The 24,674-nt window shown below is 53.6% G+C and carries 31 protein-coding genes; 28 read left to right on the forward strand and 3 right to left on the reverse strand.

The window, feature by feature from the left end; all coding sequences use genetic code 11:
• The first annotated feature begins 3 nt into the window (after positions 1–3).
• Both QT231_RS02765 and QT231_RS02770 read left to right on the forward strand, forming a co-directional pair.
• Positions 4–627: a hypothetical protein gene (locus QT231_RS02765; protein ID WP_308335396.1), complete on the forward strand. Its 624-nt coding sequence runs from the start codon at positions 4–6 to the stop codon at positions 625–627.
• Positions 537–1,223 (forward strand): hypothetical protein, encoded by a 687-nt coding sequence (locus QT231_RS02770; RefSeq protein ID WP_308335397.1) that lies wholly within the window; start codon positions 537–539, stop codon positions 1,221–1,223. Before QT231_RS02765 ends, QT231_RS02770 begins: the two co-directional genes overlap by 91 nt.
• A 376-nt stretch (positions 1,224–1,599) precedes the next feature.
• On the opposite strand, the gene QT231_RS02775 is transcribed toward QT231_RS02770, so the two are convergent.
• Entirely contained in the window at positions 1,600–1,743 is a 144-nt protein-coding gene (locus QT231_RS02775) for a hypothetical protein (RefSeq protein WP_308335398.1), read from the reverse strand.
• A gap of 249 nt (positions 1,744–1,992) precedes the next feature.
• On the opposite strand from QT231_RS02775, the gene QT231_RS02780 reads away from it, so the two are divergent.
• The 3 genes from QT231_RS02780 to QT231_RS02790 are packed head-to-tail and all read left to right on the forward strand — an operon-like array spanning position 1,993 to position 3,307.
• Complete coding sequence (locus tag QT231_RS02780; RefSeq protein WP_308335399.1) at positions 1,993–2,541, forward strand: glycoside hydrolase family 104 protein; 549 nt, start codon at positions 1,993–1,995, stop codon at positions 2,539–2,541.
• Between the two features lie 17 nt (positions 2,542–2,558).
• A complete protein-coding gene (locus QT231_RS02785; protein ID WP_308335400.1) occupies positions 2,559–2,843 on the forward strand; it encodes a hypothetical protein in 285 nt (94 codons plus the stop codon).
• Positions 2,843–3,307: a 3TM-type holin gene (locus QT231_RS02790; RefSeq protein ID WP_308335401.1), complete on the forward strand. Its 465-nt coding sequence runs from the start codon at positions 2,843–2,845 to the stop codon at positions 3,305–3,307. The genes QT231_RS02785 and QT231_RS02790 overlap by 1 nt, the downstream gene beginning before the upstream one ends.
• Positions 3,308–3,344: 37 nt before the next feature.
• On the opposite strand, the gene QT231_RS02795 is transcribed toward QT231_RS02790, so the two are convergent.
• Entirely contained in the window at positions 3,345–3,671 is a 327-nt protein-coding gene (locus QT231_RS02795) for a helix-turn-helix transcriptional regulator (protein ID WP_308335402.1), read from the reverse strand.
• Complete coding sequence (locus QT231_RS02800) at positions 3,655–3,909, reverse strand: type II toxin-antitoxin system RelE/ParE family toxin (protein ID WP_308335403.1); 255 nt, start codon at positions 3,907–3,909, stop codon at positions 3,655–3,657. The genes QT231_RS02795 and QT231_RS02800 overlap by 17 nt, the downstream gene beginning before the upstream one ends.
• 231 nt (positions 3,910–4,140) lie before the next feature.
• On the opposite strand from QT231_RS02800, the gene QT231_RS02805 reads away from it, so the two are divergent.
• The 23 genes from QT231_RS02805 (at position 4,141) to QT231_RS02915 (ending at position 24,672) form a co-directional block, all read left to right on the forward strand.
• Positions 4,141–4,716 carry a hypothetical protein gene (locus QT231_RS02805; RefSeq protein WP_308335404.1) on the forward strand — a complete coding sequence of 192 codons (576 nt, stop codon included), beginning with the start codon at positions 4,141–4,143 and terminating at the stop codon, positions 4,714–4,716.
• On the forward strand, positions 4,697–6,307 hold the full coding sequence (locus QT231_RS02810) for a terminase (protein WP_308335405.1): 1,611 nt from the start codon (positions 4,697–4,699) through the stop codon (positions 6,305–6,307). Before QT231_RS02805 ends, QT231_RS02810 begins: the two co-directional genes overlap by 20 nt.
• Before the next feature lie 17 nt (positions 6,308–6,324).
• A complete protein-coding gene (locus QT231_RS02815) occupies positions 6,325–6,774 on the forward strand; it encodes a hypothetical protein (RefSeq protein WP_308335406.1) in 450 nt (149 codons plus the stop codon).
• The gene (locus QT231_RS02820; protein ID WP_308335407.1) at positions 6,767–9,028 is read left to right on the forward strand and encodes a hypothetical protein; all 2,262 of its coding nucleotides are present in this window, start codon (positions 6,767–6,769) and stop codon (positions 9,026–9,028) included. Before QT231_RS02815 ends, QT231_RS02820 begins: the two co-directional genes overlap by 8 nt.
• Positions 9,029–9,276: 248 nt before the next feature.
• On the forward strand, positions 9,277–10,263 hold the full coding sequence (locus tag QT231_RS02825) for a hypothetical protein (protein ID WP_308335408.1): 987 nt from the start codon (positions 9,277–9,279) through the stop codon (positions 10,261–10,263).
• Positions 10,264–10,413: 150 nt separating this feature from the next.
• On the forward strand, positions 10,414–11,259 hold the full coding sequence (locus QT231_RS02830; RefSeq protein ID WP_308335409.1) for a hypothetical protein: 846 nt from the start codon (positions 10,414–10,416) through the stop codon (positions 11,257–11,259).
• 57 nt (positions 11,260–11,316) lie between these two features.
• Entirely contained in the window at positions 11,317–11,646 is a 330-nt protein-coding gene (locus tag QT231_RS02835) for a hypothetical protein (RefSeq protein WP_308335410.1), read from the forward strand.
• Between the two features lie 3 nt (positions 11,647–11,649).
• Positions 11,650–12,342 carry a DUF6682 family protein gene (locus tag QT231_RS02840; protein WP_308335411.1) on the forward strand — a complete coding sequence of 231 codons (693 nt, stop codon included), beginning with the start codon at positions 11,650–11,652 and terminating at the stop codon, positions 12,340–12,342.
• Positions 12,342–12,899, forward strand: a complete 558-nt coding sequence (locus QT231_RS02845) for a hypothetical protein (protein WP_308335412.1) — start codon at positions 12,342–12,344, stop codon at positions 12,897–12,899. Before QT231_RS02840 ends, QT231_RS02845 begins: the two co-directional genes overlap by 1 nt.
• A 41-nt stretch (positions 12,900–12,940) precedes the next feature.
• Positions 12,941–13,357, forward strand: a complete 417-nt coding sequence (locus tag QT231_RS02850) for a hypothetical protein (protein WP_308335413.1) — start codon at positions 12,941–12,943, stop codon at positions 13,355–13,357.
• A 10-nt stretch (positions 13,358–13,367) separates the two neighbouring features.
• Positions 13,368–14,738: a hypothetical protein gene (locus QT231_RS02855; RefSeq protein ID WP_308335414.1), complete on the forward strand. Its 1,371-nt coding sequence runs from the start codon at positions 13,368–13,370 to the stop codon at positions 14,736–14,738.
• Positions 14,738–15,034, forward strand: a complete 297-nt coding sequence (locus QT231_RS02860; RefSeq protein ID WP_308335415.1) for a hypothetical protein — start codon at positions 14,738–14,740, stop codon at positions 15,032–15,034. The genes QT231_RS02855 and QT231_RS02860 overlap by 1 nt, the downstream gene beginning before the upstream one ends.
• Positions 15,034–16,803 (forward strand): hypothetical protein, encoded by a 1,770-nt coding sequence (locus QT231_RS02865; RefSeq protein ID WP_308335416.1) that lies wholly within the window; start codon positions 15,034–15,036, stop codon positions 16,801–16,803. Before QT231_RS02860 ends, QT231_RS02865 begins: the two co-directional genes overlap by 1 nt.
• Positions 16,803–17,267 carry a hypothetical protein gene (locus QT231_RS02870; RefSeq protein WP_308335417.1) on the forward strand — a complete coding sequence of 155 codons (465 nt, stop codon included), beginning with the start codon at positions 16,803–16,805 and terminating at the stop codon, positions 17,265–17,267. Before QT231_RS02865 ends, QT231_RS02870 begins: the two co-directional genes overlap by 1 nt.
• A gap of 270 nt (positions 17,268–17,537) precedes the next feature.
• Positions 17,538–18,305 carry a hypothetical protein gene (locus QT231_RS02875; RefSeq protein ID WP_308335418.1) on the forward strand — a complete coding sequence of 256 codons (768 nt, stop codon included), beginning with the start codon at positions 17,538–17,540 and terminating at the stop codon, positions 18,303–18,305.
• A gap of 322 nt (positions 18,306–18,627) precedes the next feature.
• Positions 18,628–20,295, forward strand: coding sequence for a hypothetical protein (locus QT231_RS02880; RefSeq protein ID WP_308335419.1), 1,668 nt, complete (start codon positions 18,628–18,630; stop codon positions 20,293–20,295).
• A gap of 28 nt (positions 20,296–20,323) precedes the next feature.
• Positions 20,324–22,078: a DUF1983 domain-containing protein gene (locus tag QT231_RS02885; protein WP_308335420.1), complete on the forward strand. Its 1,755-nt coding sequence runs from the start codon at positions 20,324–20,326 to the stop codon at positions 22,076–22,078.
• On the forward strand, positions 22,075–22,428 hold the full coding sequence (locus QT231_RS02890) for a hypothetical protein (protein WP_308335421.1): 354 nt from the start codon (positions 22,075–22,077) through the stop codon (positions 22,426–22,428). The genes QT231_RS02885 and QT231_RS02890 overlap by 4 nt, the downstream gene beginning before the upstream one ends.
• Positions 22,421–22,792, forward strand: coding sequence for a hypothetical protein (locus tag QT231_RS02895; RefSeq protein WP_308335422.1), 372 nt, complete (start codon positions 22,421–22,423; stop codon positions 22,790–22,792). Before QT231_RS02890 ends, QT231_RS02895 begins: the two co-directional genes overlap by 8 nt.
• 36 nt (positions 22,793–22,828) lie before the next feature.
• Entirely contained in the window at positions 22,829–23,317 is a 489-nt protein-coding gene (locus QT231_RS02900; RefSeq protein WP_308335423.1) for a hypothetical protein, read from the forward strand.
• Positions 23,314–23,934 carry a hypothetical protein gene (locus QT231_RS02905; protein WP_308335424.1) on the forward strand — a complete coding sequence of 207 codons (621 nt, stop codon included), beginning with the start codon at positions 23,314–23,316 and terminating at the stop codon, positions 23,932–23,934. The genes QT231_RS02900 and QT231_RS02905 overlap by 4 nt, the downstream gene beginning before the upstream one ends.
• Positions 23,935–23,938: 4 nt before the next feature.
• Entirely contained in the window at positions 23,939–24,415 is a 477-nt protein-coding gene (locus QT231_RS02910; RefSeq protein ID WP_308335425.1) for a hypothetical protein, read from the forward strand.
• Complete coding sequence (locus tag QT231_RS02915) at positions 24,412–24,672, forward strand: hypothetical protein (RefSeq protein WP_308335426.1); 261 nt, start codon at positions 24,412–24,414, stop codon at positions 24,670–24,672. The genes QT231_RS02910 and QT231_RS02915 overlap by 4 nt, the downstream gene beginning before the upstream one ends.
• Positions 24,673–24,674 lie beyond the last annotated feature (2 nt).

Here is a 24,674-nt window from a genome sequence, read left to right on the forward strand (position 1 = left end):
GTGATGCGATATATCTCAGCTCGACAGATGATTTTTGAGGCGTATCACGAGCAGCGTGGCAGCGTCATGGCGTATGCGCAGGAGATAGCGCGAATGGGTGCGCAGGTGCAGACGACCCAGCGCAATAACAACGATTGGCGAATTGTGAATGGGCTGGAAGCGGGCGCGGTGATAAGTGCCGTTGAGAATCAGCCAGCGCACTTAGCAGCGTTGGCCCGTTATTGCTTTGGGCCGTTTACCAAGGATGAGTTGGCAGGGGATAGAGAAATTGTCGAAATAGCGCTGTACCAGCAAATGATTCATGACGGTGTGAAGCTACCAGGTCAAGGCAAGGGCAAGCCGACTGTTCAGCAGCTTGAGACACTGCGATACCTGTGCATGGCGGCGCTGTACCACCATAGTGAGGTGACGTGGCCGTATTCGCGTCAGGGGTTGCACTCGCCTAATGCAGTACGTAAGTGGTTTAATGAATATTTAGGGGCTGAAATTGATGTGCATTATTGGTCAAGAAAAGACCGAGTTAGCTGGGGAGCAGTATGGAAGAAACTATTGGACAAGTTGGATTTTTGGGAATTCCAATCTTTATCGAAACTAGCGGTGCTAATGGAGTTTGGTCTGGTTGGGTAAAAGATTCAATACTTCTTTTTTTGGGTGCTTTAATAGGTATAACAACAAATGTTTTTAATAAATATATCGAAAGGAAAAATTCAAAAATTGAATTGTTTAATCATGTAAAAAATGAAGTGATAGATGTAATGGACTGGTCTGAAAGGGTTGTTCGCTCTTATGCTAAGGAGTACTATGATATTGAAAATATTAGCATGAGCAATAAAAGAACATGGGCTTCCGAGAGTAATGTTGATTTGTTAATACTAAAGAATAGTGCTCAGGTAGTGTTGAGCATTAAAAGTGAGGAATGTCGAAGAGGTATGCGGCAACTTTATAAATGGATAGAAAACTGGGAAAATGATAATGCGCCGATAGCTGAGTTTGTTAATTTGAATGCTGGTTCTAAGTTGAACAGGGAAAAGTTTCAAGTTATAAAAAATCATTATAGACTTGCTTTGGATGATGCGATAATGATTTGGTGGCATTCTAAGCAATACTTAAACAATAGTTTTCACAACTACCCTAAACTTAATATGGAAAGTCAAATTGACAGGGACAGGATAACAACTGAGTGTGAGAAGTCGCTAGAAGTAGAGCTGCCAAGATATACATAATTGTAATCTGCCTATTTATCGGATATGATGTCAACATTATCCATCTTTACGCCTCGGCATTGCCGGGGCGTTTTCATTTGAGGCCCTGCTAGTCACTGGCGGGGCTTTTTGCGTTTACGTCGATCAAGTGAGGATGTCATGGAGATCGCAATTATTACATGGGTGGATACCTTCGGGTGTCCGCCCGGATGGGATTTCCTAGATGAGGTCGAATCTGGCTATACAACGATTCAAAGCATCGGGTGGATTGAGCATGAAACCGAAGATTACATATTTCTAGCGCCGCATAAGAGCCGCCCTGCTAGTACAACAGGGCGAACTCAGGTTGCGGGGCACATGACAATTCCCCGTCGATCTATATTAAAGAAAGAAACCCTTACTTCTTCTTCTTACCTTTATCAGGGGCCTGCGTAAGCGCTGATGCCGCGACGCTCTTTTCTGCTTTGGATGACTTTGGATCCCGCAGCACTTTGGATGCTGCGCTTGCCACTTTTGCTGATGTTTTCTCATTCTTAGCCATGTTCACCTCCTTTAGGTAATGGCCAATTTAGATTAGCACGGTAAGCTGAAAATAGCTGTCTGTTGTAATGTCAAAATTTGCCCTCCTAAGGAGGACTTTTGAGTTCTATCCCCGGCATGCCACTCAGTTATTCGGAAATTCTGAACGACTGATGCGCAAATTGACCGGGTATTTTGCCGCCCTCCGGGCTTAAACCCTGCACAAAATGGGCGGCGCCATTTCTACTGTCGTGAGACAGCAGGTATCCTTATGCCCCGTATTACCCCCCAAGCCGCTGGCGGCAAGAACGTCTGCGCGTTTCTCGACGTGTTGGCGTTTGCCGAGATCGGCAAGCCGATGCTTAAAGACCCACGCACCGATGACGGTTACCGCGTCATTGTGGGTTCAATCCCGAGCAAGCTGATTCTGCTGGATAACTATGCCGACCACCCACGCCGAAGCGTGAAGGTGCGCAAAGGCCTGTATTCAACTGCAGCAGGCCGGTACCAACAGTTGAGCCGCTTTTGGCCTCATTACCGCGACCAGCTTGGCTTGCCTGACTTCGGGCCACTGAGCCAAGACCGTTGTGCCATTCAGCAAATTCGCGAACAGCGCGCCTTGCCCCTCATTCAAGCGGGCGAGATTGCCGAGGCTATCCACCGCTGCCGGAATATCTGGGCGTCATTGCCAGGTGCAGGCTATGGCCAACATGAGCATTCAGTGGAGCGTCTGCTGCTTGAGTTCAAGCGCGCCCAAGGGGAGCTTTGCGAATCCGATCAGACTTGGTATGACCGTGCCAAGTTACGGAGGGCGGCGTAATGCCCCAGGAGCGCAACGTGAAACCCTCAGTTTTCGAGCGGCATATGCAGACAGGAATACAGGTGCTCTTAGTGGCGCTGATCATTTGGGCTGGCTCCGAGCTGGTAAAGCTGGGGCAACAGTCTGTTGTTTTGGAAGAACGGCTGACCACCCAGGGCTTAATGATTCAGGAAATGCGCCAAGAGCTAAAAAGCTGGGGTGATACCTACTACCGAGCATCCGATGCTCGTCGTGATCTTGATGAGATCGAAAGCCGCATCGACAACCTGAACAGCCGCGTGTCGGTGCTGGAGACTAAGTGATGAGTATCGCAGCCAAAGCGTTATCAGTAATCACTGGCCCGCTATTCAGTGTGATCGATAAAGCGGTGACCGATAAGGATGAGGCAGCGCGCCTCAAGCATGAGATTCAAACCCAACTGATTGATGCCGACAACAGCGCGCTTAAAAGTCAGATGCAGGTGATATTGGCAGAAGCAGCTGGCGAGAGCTGGCTGCAACGCAATTGGCGCCCGATTCTGATGCTTACTATCGTGGCAATCGTCGCTAACAACTATCTGATCGCGCCGTATCTGTCTGCCATGTTTGGCGTAGGCCTAACGCTGCCATTGCCCGAAGCGCTCTGGAATCTCATGACGCTAGGTGTTGGTGGCTATATCGCTGGCCAAACCGCTGAGCGTGGCATTTCTACCTGGCAAAGCGGGCAAGTGGCCCGCGAGCAGGCGAAAGCGCAACAGGGCATTTACCAACAGATGCCAAAGCAGTAAACGGTTCTCGCCTTGAGGCGACAAATACGCGTATTTGTCATTCAGATAGCTGATCGACATTCACTCCGAGCGCTGCTGATATTTTTTCAAGCGTTGCTTTGCGCGGCCTGTTCGACGTTTCCATCTGGGCATAGGCTGATTGTGATACGCCGATAGCATTAGCAACCTCAGCCTGAGTTTTGCCTAGGTACTTTCGCCATGCAGCCACCATGGTGAGACCGTCATTCACGACCATGCCTACTACGTCGTGTGGTATGAGATCAGACTCGGGATGGCTGGCAATGTAGTCAGCATAGGGAATAACGACATAGGCTGGAGCGCCGTTCGGCCCATTGATAATTTGAACATCAGTATGTGCGGTCATCGCGCTTCCTCACTTCCTGGATTTGAACAATTTTGATACCGCCGTCCCAATCGAACATAACGCGGTAGGGGCCGACTCTAAGGCGATACCCATATTGATGATTTTTAAGTGACTTAACGTTCTGGACGTTAGGCATATGCTCAAGAGATGACACTGATGAATAGATCGCGGACTGCTGATTAGATGGCAGCTTGCGCAGCTGCTTGAACGCTTTCTTTGTCCACTTGATCTCATTCACTGGCATCTCCTTAAGTCATGAATTAATTATAAGTTTTTTAATAAGTATTTCAAGCCATATTTGCCACGATATACGTAAAATGACTTATTAAAGGGTCAGTAGACTAATTGTGCCACGCTGTGAAGCGTCGCCCTGGCCATGCCGTGAGGCACTGCCACCAACCGCCGGCACGTCGTGAGACGCCCGGCCCCTATTTATGGAGACGCTGCCTGTTAAGGGTGGCGTTTTTTTATGGCTAAACGACACGACTGGGAGTTGATCGAGCGTGAATATCGCACCGGTCGTTTCTCTCTCGCGCAGCTTGAAGCGCGCCACGGCGTGAACCGCTCGAATATTTCTCGCCGTGCCAAGAAGTATGGGTGGCAGAAGGATCTTACCGAGCGTGTACGTGAACGTACTCAGGAGAAGATTACCCGCGCCACTTTGACGCCTGAAGCGCAAGCCGCCTACGACCAGGACGATGAGCAGGTCGTCGAGCAGGCGGCCAGTGAGAATGCCGCTGTGGTTAAGGGGCACCGCAAGACGTTAGAGCGATGGCGGGGCATTGCTGAGCGTTATGCCGAGCGCCTGGAAAGTCAGCTGGCAGAAGGGAAGATCAAGGTTGAGCTACCCACTGGCGTGACTGAGATTGATATTCCCCTGGAGTACGTCGGCAAGTGCATGGGCCATGGTACCCAAGCCCTCGATCGGGTGATCAAGCTTGAGCGCCAGAACTACGGTTTGGATGCCAACGATAAAGACGAAGGCGTTAAGACGTTTGAAGAACTAATGGCAGAGGTCGCGCCCAGTGATTCTGCCGCCGAGTGAGCGGGCGCGCCAGGTCAAGCGCGCAGAGGCTTATCTGCGAGCACATGCAAAGGGCAGGCTAACCGATAAAGCCGACCTGCTGGCAGCACTGGATCTAAAGTGGTTTCGGCTGAACTCGCTCTACAAGATCAAAGATAAGTCGGGTAAGAAGATCCGCTTTAAGCCTAACAAAGCGCAGCGAGAGCGTTACCTGAACGGCCACTGCCTTGACCTGATCTTAAAAGCTCGCCAACTGGGCTTCACCACCTTTGAAATGATCGACGCGCTTGATGATTGTCTGTTCAAAGACAACTTCGCCGCGGGCTGTATCTGCCACAAGCTGGAAGATGCCCAGGACATATTTAGAAATAAGATTACTTTCGCCTACGAGAATATCGACGACGCCTGGCACGCGCTGCTGCAAATGCTGGGTACCAAAATACCCAAGACGATCAGCGATAAGTCAGGTTCTGGCGCCTACGTTTTTGATAACGGGAGCTCGATTAAGGTAAGCACATCGTACCGTGGCGGTACGCTACAGCGGTTGCACGTATCGGAATTTGGCAAGATCTGCCGCCAGTTTCCTCATAAGGCCAAGGAGATCGTCACCGGCGCCTTTGAAGCGGTGGGTATCGGCAATCAGATAACGCTCGAAAGTACCGCTGAGGGTCGTGAAGGCTACTTCTTCGACTACTCGCAGACGGCGCAGCAGCTTAAGGAGATGGGCCGACCGCTGACAGAAATGGATTTTCAGTTTCATTTCTTCCCCTGGTGGCAAGAGCCGACGTACACCATGAGCCCCAAAGGCGTCGTGGTACCGCAACGGTTGCGGGAGTATTTCGAGCAGCTTGAACACAAGCACGGTATTAAAACCACGGCGGGTCAGCAGGCGTGGTACGCCAAGAAAGCCGAGAAGCTGCAGGATGATATGCAGCGGGAGTACCCCAGCACGCCGGAAGAAGCATTCAGTCAGTCGGTCGAGGGTGCGTACTTCGCCACGCAAATGCAGTTCCTGCGTAAGCACAAGCGACTCACCAGTCAGGTGCAGGTTAATCCGAGCCTGCCGGTCTATACCGCTTGGGATTTGGGCATGAACGACACCATGGCGATTTGGTTTGCTCAGGTTGTTGGGCGCGAAGTGCACCTGGTGGATTACCTGGAAGGCGAGGGCGAAGGGATCGAGTATTACGCCGACCTGCTCAATAAGAAGGGTTACCGCTACGGTGGCCACTTTGGCCCGCATGATCTCGCCGTTAGGGAGCTGGGTACCGGTAAGAGCCGGTCGGATGTGGCCAAAGGTTTTGGCATCAACTTTGAAACGGTTCCGCGCATCTCTAACCACGCCGAAGGTGTGCAGGCCACGCGCCAGTTTCTGCCAATGTGCTGGATCAATGAAGAGGACTGTCACCAGGGCGTGCTCTGCCTCGACAACTACCGGAAAGAATGGGACGACAAGCGCGGTGTGTACAAGCCGACGCCTCGCCATGATTGGGCATCGCACGGCGCCAAGGCGTTGGAAACTCTCGCGCGGTCATCACTATTTGCAAGAGCTCAACTGCCTGGCACGCCAGCCAACACAGGCAGGCGTGGCAGTTGGGCTGCTCACACTTAATCACGCCGGGAGGCGCTATGATTCATTCCGCACCTGACAGCTCACAGCAGCAGCGGGCTAATACGGCAGCGCTGCGCCTATCCGGTTTGCAGAGCCGTGATATCGAAAAGCTCGCCCGCGATGCGGCGATGGGGATTGCGCAAGAATTGATGAAGCACCAAATACCCATCCCCTCTAAGAAGATTCGCCCTGATGTGGGCAACGTTCAGATCGATATGATCATCATCGAGGAGAAGGTATCGACGCCTGAGCCCGGCATACGGCTGCAGTTTGATGTGGAAGGCGGTATGGGCGTGACCTTCACCATAAAGCTGCTGGAATTCCTGGATGATCCCAAGGGCTACGTTACTGACTTGTTCACCCAGCTAGGGCCGATGCGGCGTAACGTTCAGCGCATGCGTACTCACAAGCGTGCTGCAGATGCGGCTATATACCGGGCGCTAACGCAGGGTGCCGCCAATGGCTAGTTTGGGACTGCTGCAGTACAAATCTGCGTCGGATATGCACGTTGAAGAGCAAGCCGCTGCCCAGCAGATGGCCGCAGAGGAAGAGCGCCGTCGCCAACTGATGGAGTCGTCGCTGGGCGCGCATATACGACGCTCCTGGGAGTCGGCAAAGGTTGCCAAGCAGGAAGTAGAGTACCGCTTGCTGGACTGCCTGCGCCGCCGCAAAGGGGAGTACTCTCCGGACAAACTAGCGGCTATCCGTAAGGAGGGCGGCGCCGAAATTTATATGATGATTACCGCTACCAAGTGCCGTGCTGCCGGTGCCTGGATACGGGACATCATGATGCCTGCCAATGAGCAGCCCTGGGGATTGCAGCCAACGCCGGTTGCCGATGTGCCGGACGAATACGTAATGCCGGCGTTTCAACAGCTCCAGCAGCAGGCGATGCAGGCGCAGCAAGAAGGCCAGCAGGTCGATATGGCTGCGTTAATTGAGCAAGCGCGGGAACAAGTGCGGCAAATGGCGCAGGAAAAGGCCGAGGAGGCCGCCGAGCGTCACGAGGACACCATTGCCGATCAGTTGGCCGAAGGCGGCTGGAGTGAAGCGTTTGAACAGTTTGTTGACGACTTTGTTACCTACCCGACAGGGTTTGTCCGTGCACCGATCCTACGCCGTGTGCCGACGCTGGAATGGCTAGAAGGTTGGCAACCGGTCAAAACCACGACGATACGCCCAGAATTTGAGCGGGTATCACCGTTCGATATGTACCCGAGTCCTGATGCTACCAGCATTGATGATGGTGCATTCATTATCGAGCGGGCACGCTTTACCCGTATGCAGCTGAACCAGTTGATTGGCGTGCCTTCCTTCAACGAAGAGGCTATTCGCCGCGTACTGGAGCAATACGGCCAAGGCGGCTTGCGCGATTGGCTTTGGACAGATGGCGAGCGTGCCGAGCTGGAAGGGCGTGGCCATGAGTGGCTAACCCATGGCGAGACCATCGACGGCCTGATCTATTCCGGCGGTGCCCAGGGTGTCACGCTGCTGCAGTGGGGCATTAACCCCGACGAGATCGAAGACCCGCTGGCTGAATACGAGATTGAAGCCATCTTAATTGGCCAGCACGTTATTCGCGTGCGCATTAATCGTGATCCGTTGGAGCGTCGCCCCTACCACAAGGCCAGTTATCAGCCGGTACCGGGTAGCTTCTGGGGGCAGGCAATCCCAGAGTTAATGGCGGATATTCAAGACGTGTGTAATGCCACGGCGCGCAGCCTGGTGAATAACCTAGCCATTTCGTCAGGCCCGCAAGTTGAAGTCTATGAAGAGCGGCTACAGCCCAACGAAGACCCGACCGATATTTACCCGTGGAAAATATGGCGAACCAAAGACGGTAACGTTACCGGCAACAACGCAGCCGTACGGTTCTTCCAGCCTTCAAGCAATGCCGCCGAGCTGCTGAGCGTTTACGACGCCTTTGAAAAGCGTGCCGATGATGCCACCAATATTCCTCGCTACACCTATGGCAACGAAAACGTTGGCGGGGCAGGCAATACAGCCAGCGGGCTATCGATGCTCATGGAGTCCGCCAACAAGGGCATCAAAGACGCGATTCGCCACATTGACCGCGGCGTGATGCGGCGTGTGATTGAGGCGCTATGGCTCTACAACATGCAGTACAGCGATGACCCGACTATCAAAGGAGACTGCAATGTCGTAGCTCGTGGCAGTTCTGCGATGTTGATCCGCGAGCAAACCAACATGCTCCGCCAGCAGTTCCTGCAGCTCACTAACAACGAAACCGATATGGGTATCTTGGGCATGGAAGGGCGCCGCAAGCTGCTGAATAGCGTCTCCGAGAAGTTGGATATGCCGGGGCTCATCCCGACGCAAGAGCAAATGGAACAGAACCTGGCCCAGCAGCAACAAGCGCAGCAGGCCCAACTTGAAGCCCAGCAACAGCTAGAGCAGGCCAAAACCCAAGCAGAGGTGGCCGTTAAGCAGGCGCAGGCTCAGAAGTACGGCGCTGATGCCGCTGAAACCCAAGCCGACACCCAGATCGCCCAGCAGCAGGCGCCACTGGATGCCCAGCACCTGCTGGCTAAGATTGCCAAGTTAATCGCTGAAACACAGAGAGCCCAGCATGACAGCACAGCAGTGGAAAGCCTTGTCGCGAATCAACAGCAGCCAGGACGGCCAAAGCCTGCTGGCAATGCTCAAGTCCCAGCGCGAGGATTGTCGCACCTCCCTGGAGCAATGCCGCGATACGCTTGAACTGGCTCGCAAGCAGGGCGAGGCTGTCGCCCTGGCAGGCTTGATCGAAAAGTTAGAAACCGCGCGAGAAGTCGTCGATACGCGTTTTAAATAGCTAGGCACTGCCCTGCCTCACAAGCAAGCCGCTTCCATCGAGGCGGTTTTTTTGTGGGCAACGCTCAACACTGCAGGTTGAACCCGTTACCCGAATCGTGAACCCCGGCTAAGTCCGGCTCACAGACACGCCGAGAGGCGTCATAGGAGTTGAAATGTCATTACCCCAGTCCGTTCAGGCACAAGCTGCCGCTGCCGCCAAGCACTTTGAGCGCCCGTCAGAGAATCCCGAGGTTGATGTGGAAGACAAAGCCCCGGCTCCTGACAGCGAGCAAAACCCGCAAGACGACACAAAGCAGGCTGATACGGCCAAGCCCGAAGGCGCGCAACCCGCTGAGCCACCTAAAGACGAGCCTAAGCCAGAAACCCAAGATGCGCTGTATTGGCAGCATCGGTTTCAAGTGCTGCAAGGCAAGTACAACGGTGAGTTACCAGTGCTGCGCCAAGAGAACGAACAGCTAAAGCAGCAGGTCGCTGACAAAGATCGGCGCATTCAGGAGCTTGAGCAACAAGCACCTGCGTCCGATAACAGCGGTATCAGTGACGACCAGCTCGCCCACTTCAAGCAGGAGTTTGGCGAAGACCTGGTGACGTTCATTGAGCGCATGACGAAACAGAAGTCCGCCACGCCAGAAACAGGCAACACCAAAGAGCTCCAAGACCGTTTAGACCGCCTCGAAGCTGAGAAAGAAGCAGATGCAGCCGAGAAGCGAGAAGACGCAGAGGCGCGCTTTTGGGTGAGCCTGGAGCAGGCGGTGCCTAGCTTCCGTCAGGTCAATAGCGATCCCGCGTTCCTGCAGTTTCTGAGCAAGTTTGATCCTCAATCGGGTAAGCAGTATCAGCAAGCGCTGAGTGAGGCGCAGCAGTCCCTAAATACGAAGGGGGTGGCTGATATTTTCAAGCTCTATCTGAGTCAGGCGAAGCCTAACGCGTCGGAAAAGCGCACGGTTCCCGATGAGCAGGTGGAGCCTCGTACCACGAAAGCAGCCCCAACGCCGAGCTCTCAAGGCGGGAAGCTGTGGACGGGTGCAGAGATTTCCCAGTTCTATCGCGATAAGACCGCTGGCCGCTATGCGACGGAGGAAGCGCAACGCCTGGAAGCCGACATTTTCGCCGCCCAACGTGAAGGCCGGGTTCGTTAACCCGGCTGGCGGTTCCGATACCTCGCCGTGAGGCGATAAGAGGTTATTCCAATGGCAGGTCCAACACGCGACGCAGGTCATCCCGACTACTCCAGCACCTCCAGCCCGGGTTTCATTCCGCAGGTCTGGTCGGGAAAGATGATTGAGAAGTTGTATACGCGAACGTGTTTCGCTGAAATTTCTAATACGGATTATGAGGGGGAGATTAAAAGCCAGGGCGACACGGTGATGATCCGCACCACGCCCTCTATCACCATTCGAGACTATGAGATTGGTGGCGGCCTCAATTACGAGAAGCCCACTGGTGACAAAGTCGAGCTGCACATTGATAAGGCGAAATACTTTGCCTTTGAAGTCAATGATGTAGATGAGTACCAGGCGGACATAAAATTGATGGACAACTGGTCAGACGACGCTGGCCAGCAGATGAAGATAGCCATCGACAAGGTGATCCTGGGGAATGTGTTTGCCGATGCGGCTGCCGAGAACGCTGGAGCGGGCGCAGGCAAAGAGTCTGGTGGTTACGACATGGGCGAAGCCGGTGCGCCGGTGAGCATCTCCAAAACCAACATCCTGGATGTGCTAGTGGATTGCGGTTCGGTGCTCGATGAGCAGAACGTTCCTGACGACGCGCGCTGGATTGTATTGCCCGCGTGGATGAACGGCATGCTTAAAAAGTCCGACCTGCGCGATGCGAGTGCGATGGGAGACAGTAAATCTGTGTTCCGTAATGGGAAGGTCGGCATGCTCGATCGCTTCGACGTGTATGTGAGCAACAACATGTCGAAAGTCACCGATGCCAGTACCTCCCGCCAAGCCACGAACGTGATCTTTGGCCACAAGAAAGCGCTCACCTTTGCGTCACAGATGACCAAGATGGAGAACCTGCCCAACCCGACTGACTTCGGCCAGTTGGTGCGTGGGCTCAATGTCTTCGGCTATGAGGTCATCGACCCCAACGCCATGGGTCACCTTTACGCCGAGCGCGCTGCCTAAGCGCCTAACATCGCCACCCTCCGGGGTGGCGTTTTACTTACCGTGAGGTAACAAGCGATGAGCAAGACATTGATTGAGCAAATCGAGGCAGCCGAATCAAAAGACGATTTGGAGCCTCTGGGTACCAAGCTAGGTGTGGAGATAAATAAGCGCCAAGGCGTTGAAACCATACGCGCCGAGCTGCTTGAGGCGGCTGAGATGCTGGCAGAGAAGGGCGTCACCACCTCAGAGGAGCTAGAGCCGGACGCTGGCGACCATGCCGCTAACAATGCACCTGAGCCCGAAAAGCCTAAGTACAAGGGGCGTATGCTTCAGCACATGAAGAACGGCCGCACTTTCCCCTGGACGGCGGCGCTGGCGAAAAGCCGTTATATGAAGGAGGTGTAAGCCATGGCCGTCACGACTGTAGGCACCGTCATTCGCAATACCAAACTGGTGTTGCAGGAAGTGACGGCCGCTGGTACCCGCTGGACAAACGAAGAGCTGATTGGCTGGTTGAATGAGTTCTATCAAGCGGCTGTGCAGATCAAGCCTGATGCCTATTCCGTGAACGCAGAAATGGCGCTCACTGTGGGCACGCGTCAGCAAATACCTTCCGACGGGCTTAGCCTCATCGATGTGGTGCGTAATACCGCAGGCAGCCAAATGGCGGTTATGGTCACTACACGGCGGGCGCTGGATTCAACGCGACGGAGCTGGCACTCAGATACTGCGGCACAACAAATCGAACAGTACATGTTCGATGACTTGGATCCGACGCATTTCTACGTTTACCCACCAGCGGCTAACGGTGCAAAGCTGGAGATTATCTATTCAGCAGTGCCTACGCCACATAACGCAGGGTCTGGTCTAAACGCGATTCAAAACGAAGCGTTTAAGCTTAACGATGCCTATGTGCCGGTGGCCACCGATTACATTCTCTATCGCGCTTATAGCAAAGATGCTGAGCACGCGGCCAATCTCAACCGTGCCCAAATGCACATGCAGGCGTATATGTCGGCGTTAGGTCAGAAAGTGCAGACCGATCAGCGCACCTCGCCTAACACGCCTGACGGCTCATCTAATCCGCCACGGGCAAGATAATGAGCAGTGATGATTTAGTTCAAGACGTCATAACGTTTGTGCCAGAAGCACCGTTAATGACGATTCGTGAAGCTGTCCAATGGGCAGCGCGAGAGTTCTGTACCCAAGCCGACGCATGGGTAACCGATGAACAGCCGATTATCTATGGTGCTGACTCTGATTACCCCATGATTGTCGCGCCACAGGGCGAGCCACTACGCATTGTCTCGCTAACCCTTAATGGGCGAGAGGTTGTGCAGGGGGAAGGGTTCGAACAACACTCACCAACCGACACTCACTTTGACCAAAAACCCAGCGAAAGCGCGGTCAGTGGCCGTCTTGCGTGCCGACCTAAGCGGGGCGATATGCCGCCCGGTGAAGTAACTAGTTTATGGGCGGGGCCGATTGCCGATGGTGCTTGCTGGCGTTTGCTCATGATGCCGCAGCCCTGGAAAAACCCAGAGCTCGCCATTTACTACGAACGACGCTTCTTGGCGGGCATCACCGACGCTAAGCAGCATTCCCGACTCGGCCATGCCCGAGGTGGCGCACGCGTTAAAGCGCGGCCCTTTGTCTAAACCCACTCCCCACTTGCCGAGAGGTAACCTCCATGGGAGCTATGTCGAACTATCTGGAACAACGCATGATTAATGCCACGCTGCGCGGGGATAACTTCACCGCGCCCGCCGTGGCTGATCTGCATTTAGCGTTGTTTACCGCTGATCCTACCGATGAAAACCAGATTTCTCGCGAGGTCGACGAGGATTGGTATGCGCGTAAGCAAACAGGCAGCTGGACCAGCCCAGCGTTGGATGCCGAAGGGCGCACACGGACGAACAATGCCGCGAGCGTGACCTTTGATGCCGTACAGAATGATGACCCGGCACACACCATCACCATTACCCATATAGGTATCTATGACTCGCTGAACGCGGGCAATCTTCTGTACCACGAAGCGCTCACCACGCCGAAAACGTTGGAGGTTGGCGATGTGATTAGTTTCGCCACCGGCGCGCTTATTCTGCGCCTGGATTAGGGGCTAAGGCATGTTTAACGGCTCGGCATTTAATTCAACCGCCTATAACAGCGGTGCCACCCGCGTTCGCGTTTTAATGGCGTCGGCGATTCTTTCGGCATCGATGTCGTCGGTCGCCGAGCCGTTACATGCTCACGCTGGCGTTGCAGAAGGAAACGGTAGCTCTGCAATGGAGGTTGGTGGCCGTCTGGCGATAAGGGCGAGCGCAGATGGTGCGACAGCTTCTTTGGTTGAGGGGCTGTCGTGGGCGAAACGAGCGGCAGGGGTCGTTAGCTATCCAACTGCGTACTTGTTTGCCGATAGACCACGAGATTTAGCCAGTGCATTCCTCAGTAGCGAGGTGCTGTTTCTGCCTGAAGAGGCGGTATCACGCTTTGGGGGTGTTGATGGCGAAGTAACTACCGCCTTTGACGTCCACGAAGTTGTGCATCGCTTCTTTTCTGATAGTTATGCCGACGCTGAGCTAACCGCCTGGGGCGTGGTGACACGCTACGGGCATTCAGCTGTGCCGGTTGATGCTGTACTGGATGCGCTGGCCACGCGTATACAGCGGGCTTCTGTAAGCGGCGCTATCCTCGCTACCGCCGACTTGGATGGCGATATTTATGCAGGCGGCATCACTGACTTTTATGTCAGTGGTGAATTATTTGCTGAAGCACACATTAACGGCATTCAACCGGGCTACACGCTATTGAGTGTTACCGCTCATGCTCAAAGCGATGGTGACCGACTAGCGGGTGCGTTTACTGACGCAGAAGTAGCTGCGCGACTTACGGCTGAGTCTATCCCTGGTCGTGGCGCTGAGGTAAACGATGGCATTGTATCGGCATCGCTGGAGGCTGTTTGGTGGACGTACACCCAAGAAACGGCAGATATAGCCGCCAACGCCCACATAACGGCATTGCCCACCAGGACACACGCAGCGCAAGCCGCAATAACAGCAAACGCTGAAGGTGAGGCGATATGGACAATTATCGTTGAGCCTAGAGAGCGCATCGTTGCCAGCACGGCACGCCTTGAGGCTACACCCTGGCGCATTCGTCGAGCGTATTCTGATGGCGGAGTTGTGGGTACCTTTGAAGAGGACGGCCGCGTCGCCCTTCGCGGTACCGCGTTACTGGATATTCAGGCCACGCTTGACGTAGGCGGCAGGCTCGCCCTGCGCGGCGATACTGATTCTAGCGTCACTGCTGATTTGTACGCCGAACCTGTGCGGATAGTTCACTGCATCGCCGATATGAGCTCGACTGCGTCAGTGATTCGCTCACGCCTCAGCGTCAACATCACCAATCCTGCTCCTGAGTATCGACAAATGGTTGTACCTGAGGATCAACGAACGATGCGAATTCCTTACGAACATCGAACCATGGTAGTGAGCTAATGGCGATATTAGGCACGTTCACGATGCAGCCTGCTGACGAGTGGGATTACGACATCGACTATAGCGAGTGGCTAGCGGAAAGCGACGGCCTATCGGATACGGTGGCGCCTACCGTTGAGGTAACCCCGCCTGGGCTGGTGGTTGAGTCGATCACGCGAGACTACGACAACCGGCGCGTAAAAGTTTGGCTTTCCGGAGGGGCCGATAGCGAGCGCTACAAAGTCGAGGTGACCACGCGGACGCGCGAGGGGCGTGTTCGCCAAGATGAATTTTTTGTCATCGTGAGGAATTTCTAATGGCTGAGATTTATGCCAATAACGTGCGCGGCAAGCTCGCCGAGCCCTTTCTTGCAGCAGACACTCGCCTCACGCTTCAACCTGGCCATAACTTTATCGATCCAGGTAACCATTGGTACCGGGCAACGCTTTTCCGCTGGGAGTATACCAGCGAGGGGATGCGTGAGTTTGATCACGAAGTGGTGAAGGTCACAGCCCTGGCGGGGGATGTGCTAACCGTTGAGCGTGCGCTTGAGGGAACAGCCTATGCCTATGATCCTGACACGCCTATCGAGCTACGCATGACTGCCGGGGCGGCTAGCGATATTGAGGCGCGGGCAGGGCAGGCACTAATGGAGCATGAAAAAGCAGAGAACCCTCATGGCCAATACGTTCCACGTGATGGGGCCGACCTCGGCAGCAACGACCTAAAAGCGCGACTGACGCATAACAACGGATATTTTTACATTGGTGCTTACAACAGCTCATACGGTACTGGGCAATTGCGCGTCTATTGGAATGATAAAGACAAGCAATTGAACATGGGAGGTGCTGAACTTCGCAGCGTTAAGGTGCGAAATGTTGACGTTACGGGTCGCAAACCGGTTACAAATTTGGAGTTAGTGGGCGAGACCGACATCCCTGGTACCGTATTCGCGTTACGGGAAGATGGTACAAGCCCTTCGTTCAATGCTGATGTGAATGCCCAGCGTGCAAGTGGCTTCCACTACGCCAACTCAGGTGCGACTAATAAGCCCGAAGGTGCAAATGGACATTTAGTTTGGCTGTCACTCGGGACTGCATATAACAAGTTTTTGTTTCTTCCACAGAATAATGCAAATCGTCTTTTTATTGGTGGAAACCATGGCAGCAATTGGTCAACACCCGCCGAGGTCTGGACTACCGAAAACTTGGATATGAAGATCACCACTGACGACATTGAGTTCAGTGACGACTTGATGATCAAGAAGCCCAATCCCTGGCTTACATTAAACAGTAGGACTGGCGGAGCTATTGGGGTTGAACAATGTGCCGGTATCTCCCTGGGTGAAAGTGGTAAAAAGGGTAACGCTGTACTGCATTTAACCTACACCGGTAATGGCCGTGGGCACATAGGAATGGGGACGGTAGATGCAGAAACCGGGCTTCCTTCGAATGAGGCGATGGAGCTTTATTATCAAAACCGAGATGTGAAGTTTTTGGGGCGTTTAGAACTTCCCCTTGGTGTAACGTTAGATGGGGCAACAAACGGACTGAAAATTTCCAACAGTAGCAATGGTGATGTGGAAATTGGTAACCGTAATACTGGATACACTCACTACCATAGCTCAACGGGCCGTCACTATTTTTACGGTGACATACACGCTCAAGGCCGTCATGTGGGTGACGGTAGTAGGCTGACAAACCTAGACGCAGGCAACATCAAATCAGGCACTATTAACTTCAACCGAGTGCCCTCCACCTCTAGCCGCTTCAGTACCAGCACTTCCCACGCTCTAAATGCGGCAGCTATGAACGCTCACCGCACCAGTGGGGATCACGATGACCGATACGCTCCAGCAAGCGGATTCGGTGCTGTAGGTAGTTATGTGCTTGCTCAGTACATGAAAAACACACAAAAACTACGGGGTGAAGCGGTTCCAGGTAGCGATCTAAGCCCGATGTTTACGGCACAGAATAATGGCATGTTCGTGTCCTCCTCTATCCGGGTCTCTGGCACCTGGATGTGTATGGGCAGGGCGGAAGGGAGTGCGCAAGGTAACGTAACGCTTTGGCAGAGGATTTCTTAATGAACTACAGAAACCCTACCTATACCCGCAATGAAGGTGAAATTAATTGTGAGGTCAAACATGAAAAATTTGGCTGGATTCCGTTCACTGCTAGGTTTGATGACTCAGAAGAAGTTGGAAGAGCACTTTATAACCGCATTCTGCAGGACAAGAATGCAAGAAAAATTGAAGTAGCTCCTTATGTAGGATTGTCCAACGAAGAGTTTGAGCTGCGGCATTTTCGCGAGACAGCAACGGTATCCGAGTTTCAAGCTAAGCAAGCACTTGACGATTTTGGTTACTTAGACCGAGTAGAAGCCTTAATGGCAGACCCGGAAACGCCTAAAAGAACTCGTCGAGCCTGGCAGCTGGCTAGGGAATACAGACGCTTAAGCCCTACGGTGCTAGAAATAACGCAGCTTTTAGAGCTAGCTGATGAGGACGTTGACGAGCTGTTCCGTCATGCTTTAAACATCGAAGCATAATCCATTCCTTGTGCTATTCCGTCGCCTACTGGCGGTTTTTTTTGTGACTTTAATAAAGCAGCAGACCCACGCTACCGCTCTTTAAACTCTTTCGCTGGCCGGGCCTTCTCAGTCACGTCCTTATACCGGTCGATTAGATGCCTAACGAGCCAGACTCACAAAAACCAACAACGTGTTGATGGTCTATTTGATCATAGCTTCCGATCTAGCGTTGCTATGCTTAATTGGAAAGCTGGTGACTGCCATTTCGATTGTAAGTGAGGACATGCAATGAATAACAAAAACGGTTTTGTCGTTTTACTGGCACTTATAGTGATCTCATCGCATGCTCACGCTCAACCGGCTTTGGAGAGCGGCCTGCCTGAGCAATGCTTAGAACTAGGAGTCGAAGATCACACGATGGTCATTGAATCAGTGCTAGACAATGCAGATACGCTTTATATGTATGCTGATGATTTAGACCTTGATACCGAAGATCGAAGTTTCGAGAACATGAGCTATACGCTCTATACACTTCTGGAAGTTGCTGACTTTGCTGAAGAACCCTCATATGCAATGGAAACAGCCGCACATTGTCTCGAAGTTCTTGGCGCTTCAGATGTCAATGAGGAAACGTATCAAAAATTTTTAAATGTGTCCGGTGATATAAGTGAGGCGCGGGAGTTCCAAGAGATTTTCACCATACTAGAAGACTTCCAAGAGTCGAACATGGGCCATGGCGTTGAGGAGGATGGGCTGGCGGATGCGGTAACTGTTGCGCAGCGCATTCTCGATGATGGTCAAGCGACAATCTATAACGCTGACCTGGAGGTGTATTCGACCGTGGCTATGTCTACGGAGAGTGATCCTGATTCTACTGAAGAGGATAGCAACCCTGCGCTCGGTATGGCGAAAGCAGATACGAAAGGGGCTATCGTGGGTGGTATTTCGGGGTGTGCGGTGGCTGGCCCTGGATGTCTAGCCGCAGTGCTACCTAGCGCAGCTGCAGGAGCCATTGGTGGCTCAGTTCTCGAACTTCTGAATAAACTGTGGGATTGAGGACAGGGTTTCTTTATTGAATAGCCTCAGATAAGTCGGCCGTTGATCATTTTTTTGTACCTGTTGTAAGAGATCTCTTACAAAAAAGTCAGCGATCTCTTACATAGGAAATGCGAATACGCTGCTACTGTAAAGATGTGACGCCAGGGACGCCGCTTCTAGCAAGACGAACGCGTCACACCATGGAAGGTTAAGGGTAAGCAAGGACTTAGAATGGCCAGGGACGGCACTCTTTAATCTCATACATTTTCCAGCGGGTTTGCCTGCTGCGTATTTAATCAACCGCCGACTTGGCGGTTTTTTTTTGCCTAAAAGGTGAATAGTGAAAATCCAGCACAGTGCCTTTCGGGGCGAGCTCCCCATTCTTGACGCTCGGTTGCTGCCCGAGAATAACGCCCAGGTGGCGCGAAATCTTTACCTTAAGCGCGGCACGTTAAAGCCGGAAAAAGCACCGCTGGCGGTGGCATCACTGCCGGGCGTCTCCAATCCCGCTAACCTTTATCACTACGATGCCGGTAATGACGGCAACGGGTTCTGGTTTTCGTGGAGCTCTTTCTACGATGTTGACGTTGTTCGCTCGCCAATAGCCGCCGATAACTACGCGCGGGTGTATTGGACGGGGCAGGGAGCGCCTAAAATGAGCTCACTCAGCATGGCAACGAGTGGTGGCGGGCCATATCCCTCAGCGTGGTATCAGTTAGGTGTGCCTGCACCGGCGAGCGCACCGCAAGCAGCAGAGCCAAGTAATCGAAGACCACCGCCACCGGTCACCAATGAGAACGGCGATGTGATTGAAGAGATTACTTACCCGCCGCGCACGGCGCTTGAGACCGTGTATGTCGTGACCTGTATTACCAGCTTTGGCGAGGAGAGCGCGCCCAGCGATCCCTCCAACTTTATTACCCGCTGGGATGAGGGCGAAGGTATCCCGGCAGGGGGTAACGTCAACCTGACACTGCCAGGCATTCCCAGCGGAAGCTCTGACATTATCGCCAAGCGGATCTACCGCGCCGAGAGCGGCGGCAATTATCAATTTGTGGCTGAGGTGCCCGCCGCTAGGGCGAGCTATGTCGATAAGGTCAATTCCGCGGCGTTGGGCAGTACTCTGCCGAGTGTTGAGTGGGATATGCCCCCACCAAACCTAAAGGGCCTAACCCAGTTGCCCAACGGTATTCTTGCAGGCTTCTTTGGTAGCACCGTCGCCTTTTGTGAAGCGTATCGACCGCATGCTTGGCCTGTGGGCTATCAACTGGCCTTTGATGATCCGGTGGTGGGTATTTCAGCTATCAGCGGTGGGCTAGTGGTATTGACCACTGGCCAGCCCTGGTTGGTCACGGGCTCCAGCCCTGCCGCCATGGCGCAGATGAAGCTCAACGTTAACCAGCCGTGCTCCTCAAAACGCTCGATAGTGGATATGGGGGGCTACGCAATGTATGCCTCGCCTGACGGCTTGGTGGCGGCTGGTGGTGAGGGCGCCAAAGTAGTGACCCGAGAGGTGATATCCCGCGAACAGTGGCAGGCGCTTAACCCAGACAGCATCCACGCCTATCGGTATGACGGGCAGTACCTGGCTTTCTATAACGGCGGCTGCTTTGCTTTCACCCCTGGCGAGGGCGTTGAGTTTTATGACGTGAACGCCAGCGGCGGTTACTACGACATTACCCGCGACACGCTGTACGTGATTCAGGGCAATAGCGTTCGTGCCTGGGGCCGCGGTCAGCCTATGACCTATCAATGGTGTTCTCGGTTGCATGAGATCCCCCCCGGCGGCGCAGGCTTTACGTGCGGTAAGGTGATTGCCCGAGACTACCCAGTGACCTTAAAGATAATTGCCGATGGGCACACAGTGATTAACCAGCATATTACCAGCTCTGGAATGTTCCGCTTGCCAGCGGGCTACACGCTAATGCGTGACTGGGAAATTGAGCTGACAGGCATCCATGAAGTGCATTCCGTGCAAGTGGCCACTTCTCCCGGTGAATTGATTTAACCTCCTGTTGCCAAGCCGTGAGGCTCGCATGAATACGAAAAGACGCAGATCACTACCACCGATAGACCCGTCTATTGATCATAAAATGCGGCCGCTGCTGGAGGCCGTTAAGGAGATTCTTGAAACCGGTGATGGGGTTCGAGGCGATCCGTTAGACCGAAAGCTAACCATCCGCGATTTAGTGGATTCCGGCCTTGCCGCATTTCGCCCAGGTAGCCAGATAGAGCTAGGCCCGGTCGATGATGGCGAGCTTGATGTTGATCCCCCTGGGAATACCTTAATCCCGCCGCGGCCTACGGGTTTCAATGCCATCGGTAGCTTTGGCTATATTGTGCTGTCGTGGGATATTCCAGGCGAGCTTTATGGCAATCATGCCTATACCAACATCTATCGCAGTGAAACCGACAACTTTGCTAATGCTGAGTTGATTGGCCGCGACGCGGGCATGGTCTACACCGATCATGTCCGTGAGATAGATGAGCATGGCGTAGGCTTCTACTACTGGATTACCTTTACCAGCATTGAGAATGTCGAAGGCCCCACAAACAGCACAAGCGGCACTTACGCGGAAGTCATCCCTGACTTAGGCTTTTTACTGGATCGGCTGTCAGGCGAGATTGACGAAAGCGTATTGGCCAAGTCCTTTCAAGACCGGCTCCAGGGCTTTCAGGAAACGATCAGCGAGCAGGGTGATTTATACACCCTCACCCTCAATCAAAACGGTTACATCTCCGGCTTCGGCGCCTATAACGATGGTTCTACCAGCGATTTCGCTGTGGTGGCTGATCGTTTCTGGATAGCCCCGCCCAACAGCAGGGGCCGTCGCAAGCCCTTCATTATTCAAAACGGTAACGTGTATATCGATACCGCTTTCATTCGAGAAGGGTCTATTCAGGAGGGCCAGATTGGCGCCATTGGTTTTGGCAAAATCACCGATCCGAATGGCAACCCTGTCACTACCGTAGCGGGCAAGCTAAAAGGCGAACTGATCGAGGCTGAAAACCTCCGTGTGGCTGAGTCAGCCCGCTTTTATGGCGATGTGTTCTCAAACAACTATCTGCCAGGTGTGCGTGGCTGGGCTATACGCCAAAGCGGCAACGTTGAGTTTAACCAGGGACAGTTTAACGGCGTGGTAAACGTCGGCAATGTATCGGGAATAGGTGGGTTAGCGAAGAAAGATGCTATCGCTTATGAAGACCTTGCTGGGTCGACGGCACCTCTAGTACTCCAGCGTGCCAACGCAGCTAACACGCGGGTAAATGACTGGGTACGCCCAAGCTCGACCCGCATTGACGGTAATAAGATTTTTACCGGTGACGCCTACGTCGATACCCTCCAAATTAAAGGCCAAGCCATAACCATTCCTTCTGCTGCTTTTAGTGGCGGGAGCGTTACGCTTGGCGCTGCCAATGGGTCGCCCACGGTACCTAACTGGAGCACTTGGAAGGACGTACAGACACTTTACATAAGTGAATCACCAGGGCCAGTCCAACTGATGTTCTCGGCCAGGGTGCTGGTGAATGTGGATCTCTCTGGATCCATGCCTATTTATCTGCGGCTCGTTGATAATGGCGGTGTGATTTGGTCAAGCGAGGTTCATCGAGTCTATGTCTCTGGGGATACCCGGTTTGAATATCAGCGCTTTGTAGTCACTGTCGCCCGCTTACTAAGTGCTGGAGGAGCAAGAACCTTTACCGCACAAATGCGGGCAGATGTAAGTACCACAGGCCTTCAGTTCCAGGTGTCAGCCCGATTACTCTCATCATTGGTGACCAAACGATGAATATATACGCAGTCTATCGTCCAGACGGATCCATAAAGCAAATGCTTACCACGGTGGATGATTTTGCAAAAGTGGATGGCTCAGTCTCAGATACAACGCATTACATAGATACTGATAGCGGCCAACCAAAGCCCAAGAAAAAATATGAATATCAACTAGATAATGATGGATTGGTGCTAACGATTACCGGCTTGCCCGCTGGCGTCAATGTGAACGTGGGCTTTATTGAAACGGTGACGGACTCCGAGCCCACCGTCATTGAGTTTGAGTTGCCAGGCCATTATCAAGTGGCGCTCGCCGGACATCACCACTATATCGATGAAGACATTGAGGTATCGGTAGATGGCTAAGTTATCGGTGAGAACATTCAAAGATAACGAGCACGCGCTGCGACACTACTTGCAGCAAGTGGATGATTTCGCAGAGAAAGCCCGCTATATCTCACCAGCGCAAGAAGCCGTTTATCAGCAGAAACTGACCGAAGCGATGCAAGGATATGGTTCGCTGATCGAGTCTGAAGCAATAGCCACTGGCACCGACGTGAGCGCAGTTGCAGCCGCGGTTATTAGCCAACGCAAGGCGTGGGAGGTGAGAGCGCACAAGATAGAGGTACAGCGTATAAAAGCCAAATCAGCCGTGCGAAAAGCGGCCACGACAGTTGCCAAACAAGCGGCTGTTGACGCCTTTAAGCAGCAACTAACCCTGCTACAATAAGCCTTTACATTAAATTGCCCCACCGTGAGGTGCTGCATGCCCCGTCAGAATGAAGCTACGTTTTTACGTGGTGTACTCCGCAATAACGAAGCGGCCGCGCAGTTTTGCGAGATGCTGTTTCGTATATCTCAAACCCTTGATGACCTGATCGATAAAGATAAGCCGGTGACCGATGCCGTGCTGGTTCGCACGTTCTGGGAAGCGTTGATTGAGCTGCCCGCCAATCCTTTTTATCGACAACACGAACCCTACCTTCGACCGCTCATGGCCAGTGCATTACAGGACTGGCGCGATAGCGCGTGCCTGGAGCGTTCTGGCAGCTACCACTACAAAACCCTGGCCTTTGTGCTTCGTGACCAGCTGACAGGCTTGGTGACGCAGTGCGCCTACTTAATCGGTGGCTATGAGTGGATGGGGCAAGTCAGCCTCTCTATACGTGACCACTTCCACGAAGACTCGCTTCACGACTACCTCACCGGTGTTGAGCGCAACGACAATCTCACAACAGAGGAGCGCAGCGCATGAGCGGCGGCGGTGGTGGTGACAGCAAAGTGAAAGATACCCCCGAGCAACGCCAGCTTGCACAAGTAGCGGCGGAAAAATGGAACTATGCCCAAGAGAACCTGGCACCGCTAGAGAACGCCTACATGGAGTCTGTGGGCGATATGACCAGCGATGCCAACATGAGCTACATCGCTGGCCGTACTCTGCAAAGCCAGCAGCAGGCAGTCAGCGATGCCAGCGAACAAGTGGGCATGCAGTTAGGCCAGGCAGGCGTCGATCCTTCCAGCGGCCGTTATCAGACGGCGATGAGTGATATTGCCTTAGGGGGTGCCAGTGCCGGTGGTGAAACCTTAGGGCGCGCCCAGTTCGAGCAGGAGAATCAGCAGATTCAGGGCCTGCAAAATATCGTGGCCATGGGGCAGGGGGAAAGCGGCCAGGCGCAAGCGGGGCTTTCGGGTGTTGCGGCGCAGTCGGCGCAGGATGCCCAACAGACCGCGGCAAACCGATTCAACAGACGTAGTGCCAACCTGCAGCTTTTGGGGCAGGTGGCGGGCGCCGGTACCGCTAACTATCTCAACCAGCCCAGCCAGCCCCAAGGCTTGAACCTCTACAGCCAAGCAACCACAGGCGGGGTGTAGCGCGATGCCATACCAACCCACGCTAGGCCAAATTAATTACGCGCCCTCAGAAGTCGCTCAGACTCGGGTAGATCCTAATCAGGCAATGCGCGGTGACCAAGGCGCGTCGGCGCTATTAGGCCAGCTCAACCGGGCCCAGTGGGCTGACTGGAAGAACCGTTTCGCGCCCTACGTTGACGAGCTGGCTCGCGTTGCACAGGATAATAACGCCCCCGGCACCGCCGCTGCCAATGCCAGCAGCGCGGTGGGCCTGGCATTTGATAGCAGCCAACAAGGGCTTGCCCAGCAGCGGCAATCCTATGGCATAAGCCAGACACCTCAGCAGAAAGCGGCTGAGGAGCGCCGCATGAATATTGAACGCAGTGCCTCGATGGTAAGCGCAGGCAATGAGGCGCGTATCTCTGCCCAAGACCGCCAGGATGCGATTCTCGCCGGTGGCATGGGCCTCTCCAACATTCCTGACCGGGTGATGAACCAATGAGCTATGGACTATTAGGCCTACGCCAGCAAATGGAAGGCGAGGCCATGCAAGGGTTGAGTGATCTTGCTGGCCAGCAGCGGCAAGCCAAGATGCAAGAAGACCAGATGAAGCAGGCAGAGAAAGCCCAGCAAATGCAGGCCGTGGGTACCGGTGCTGGGGTAGGCATGATGGCCGGTATGCAAGCGGGAAGCGTAGGCGGCCCGATGGGCGCCGCTATTGGCGCGGGTATTGGTTTGTTAGCCAGTTCAATTTTCTAGGA

This window comes from Halomonas sp. SpR1, from assembly GCF_031010175.1.
GTDB lineage: Bacteria > Pseudomonadota > Gammaproteobacteria > Pseudomonadales > Halomonadaceae > Vreelandella.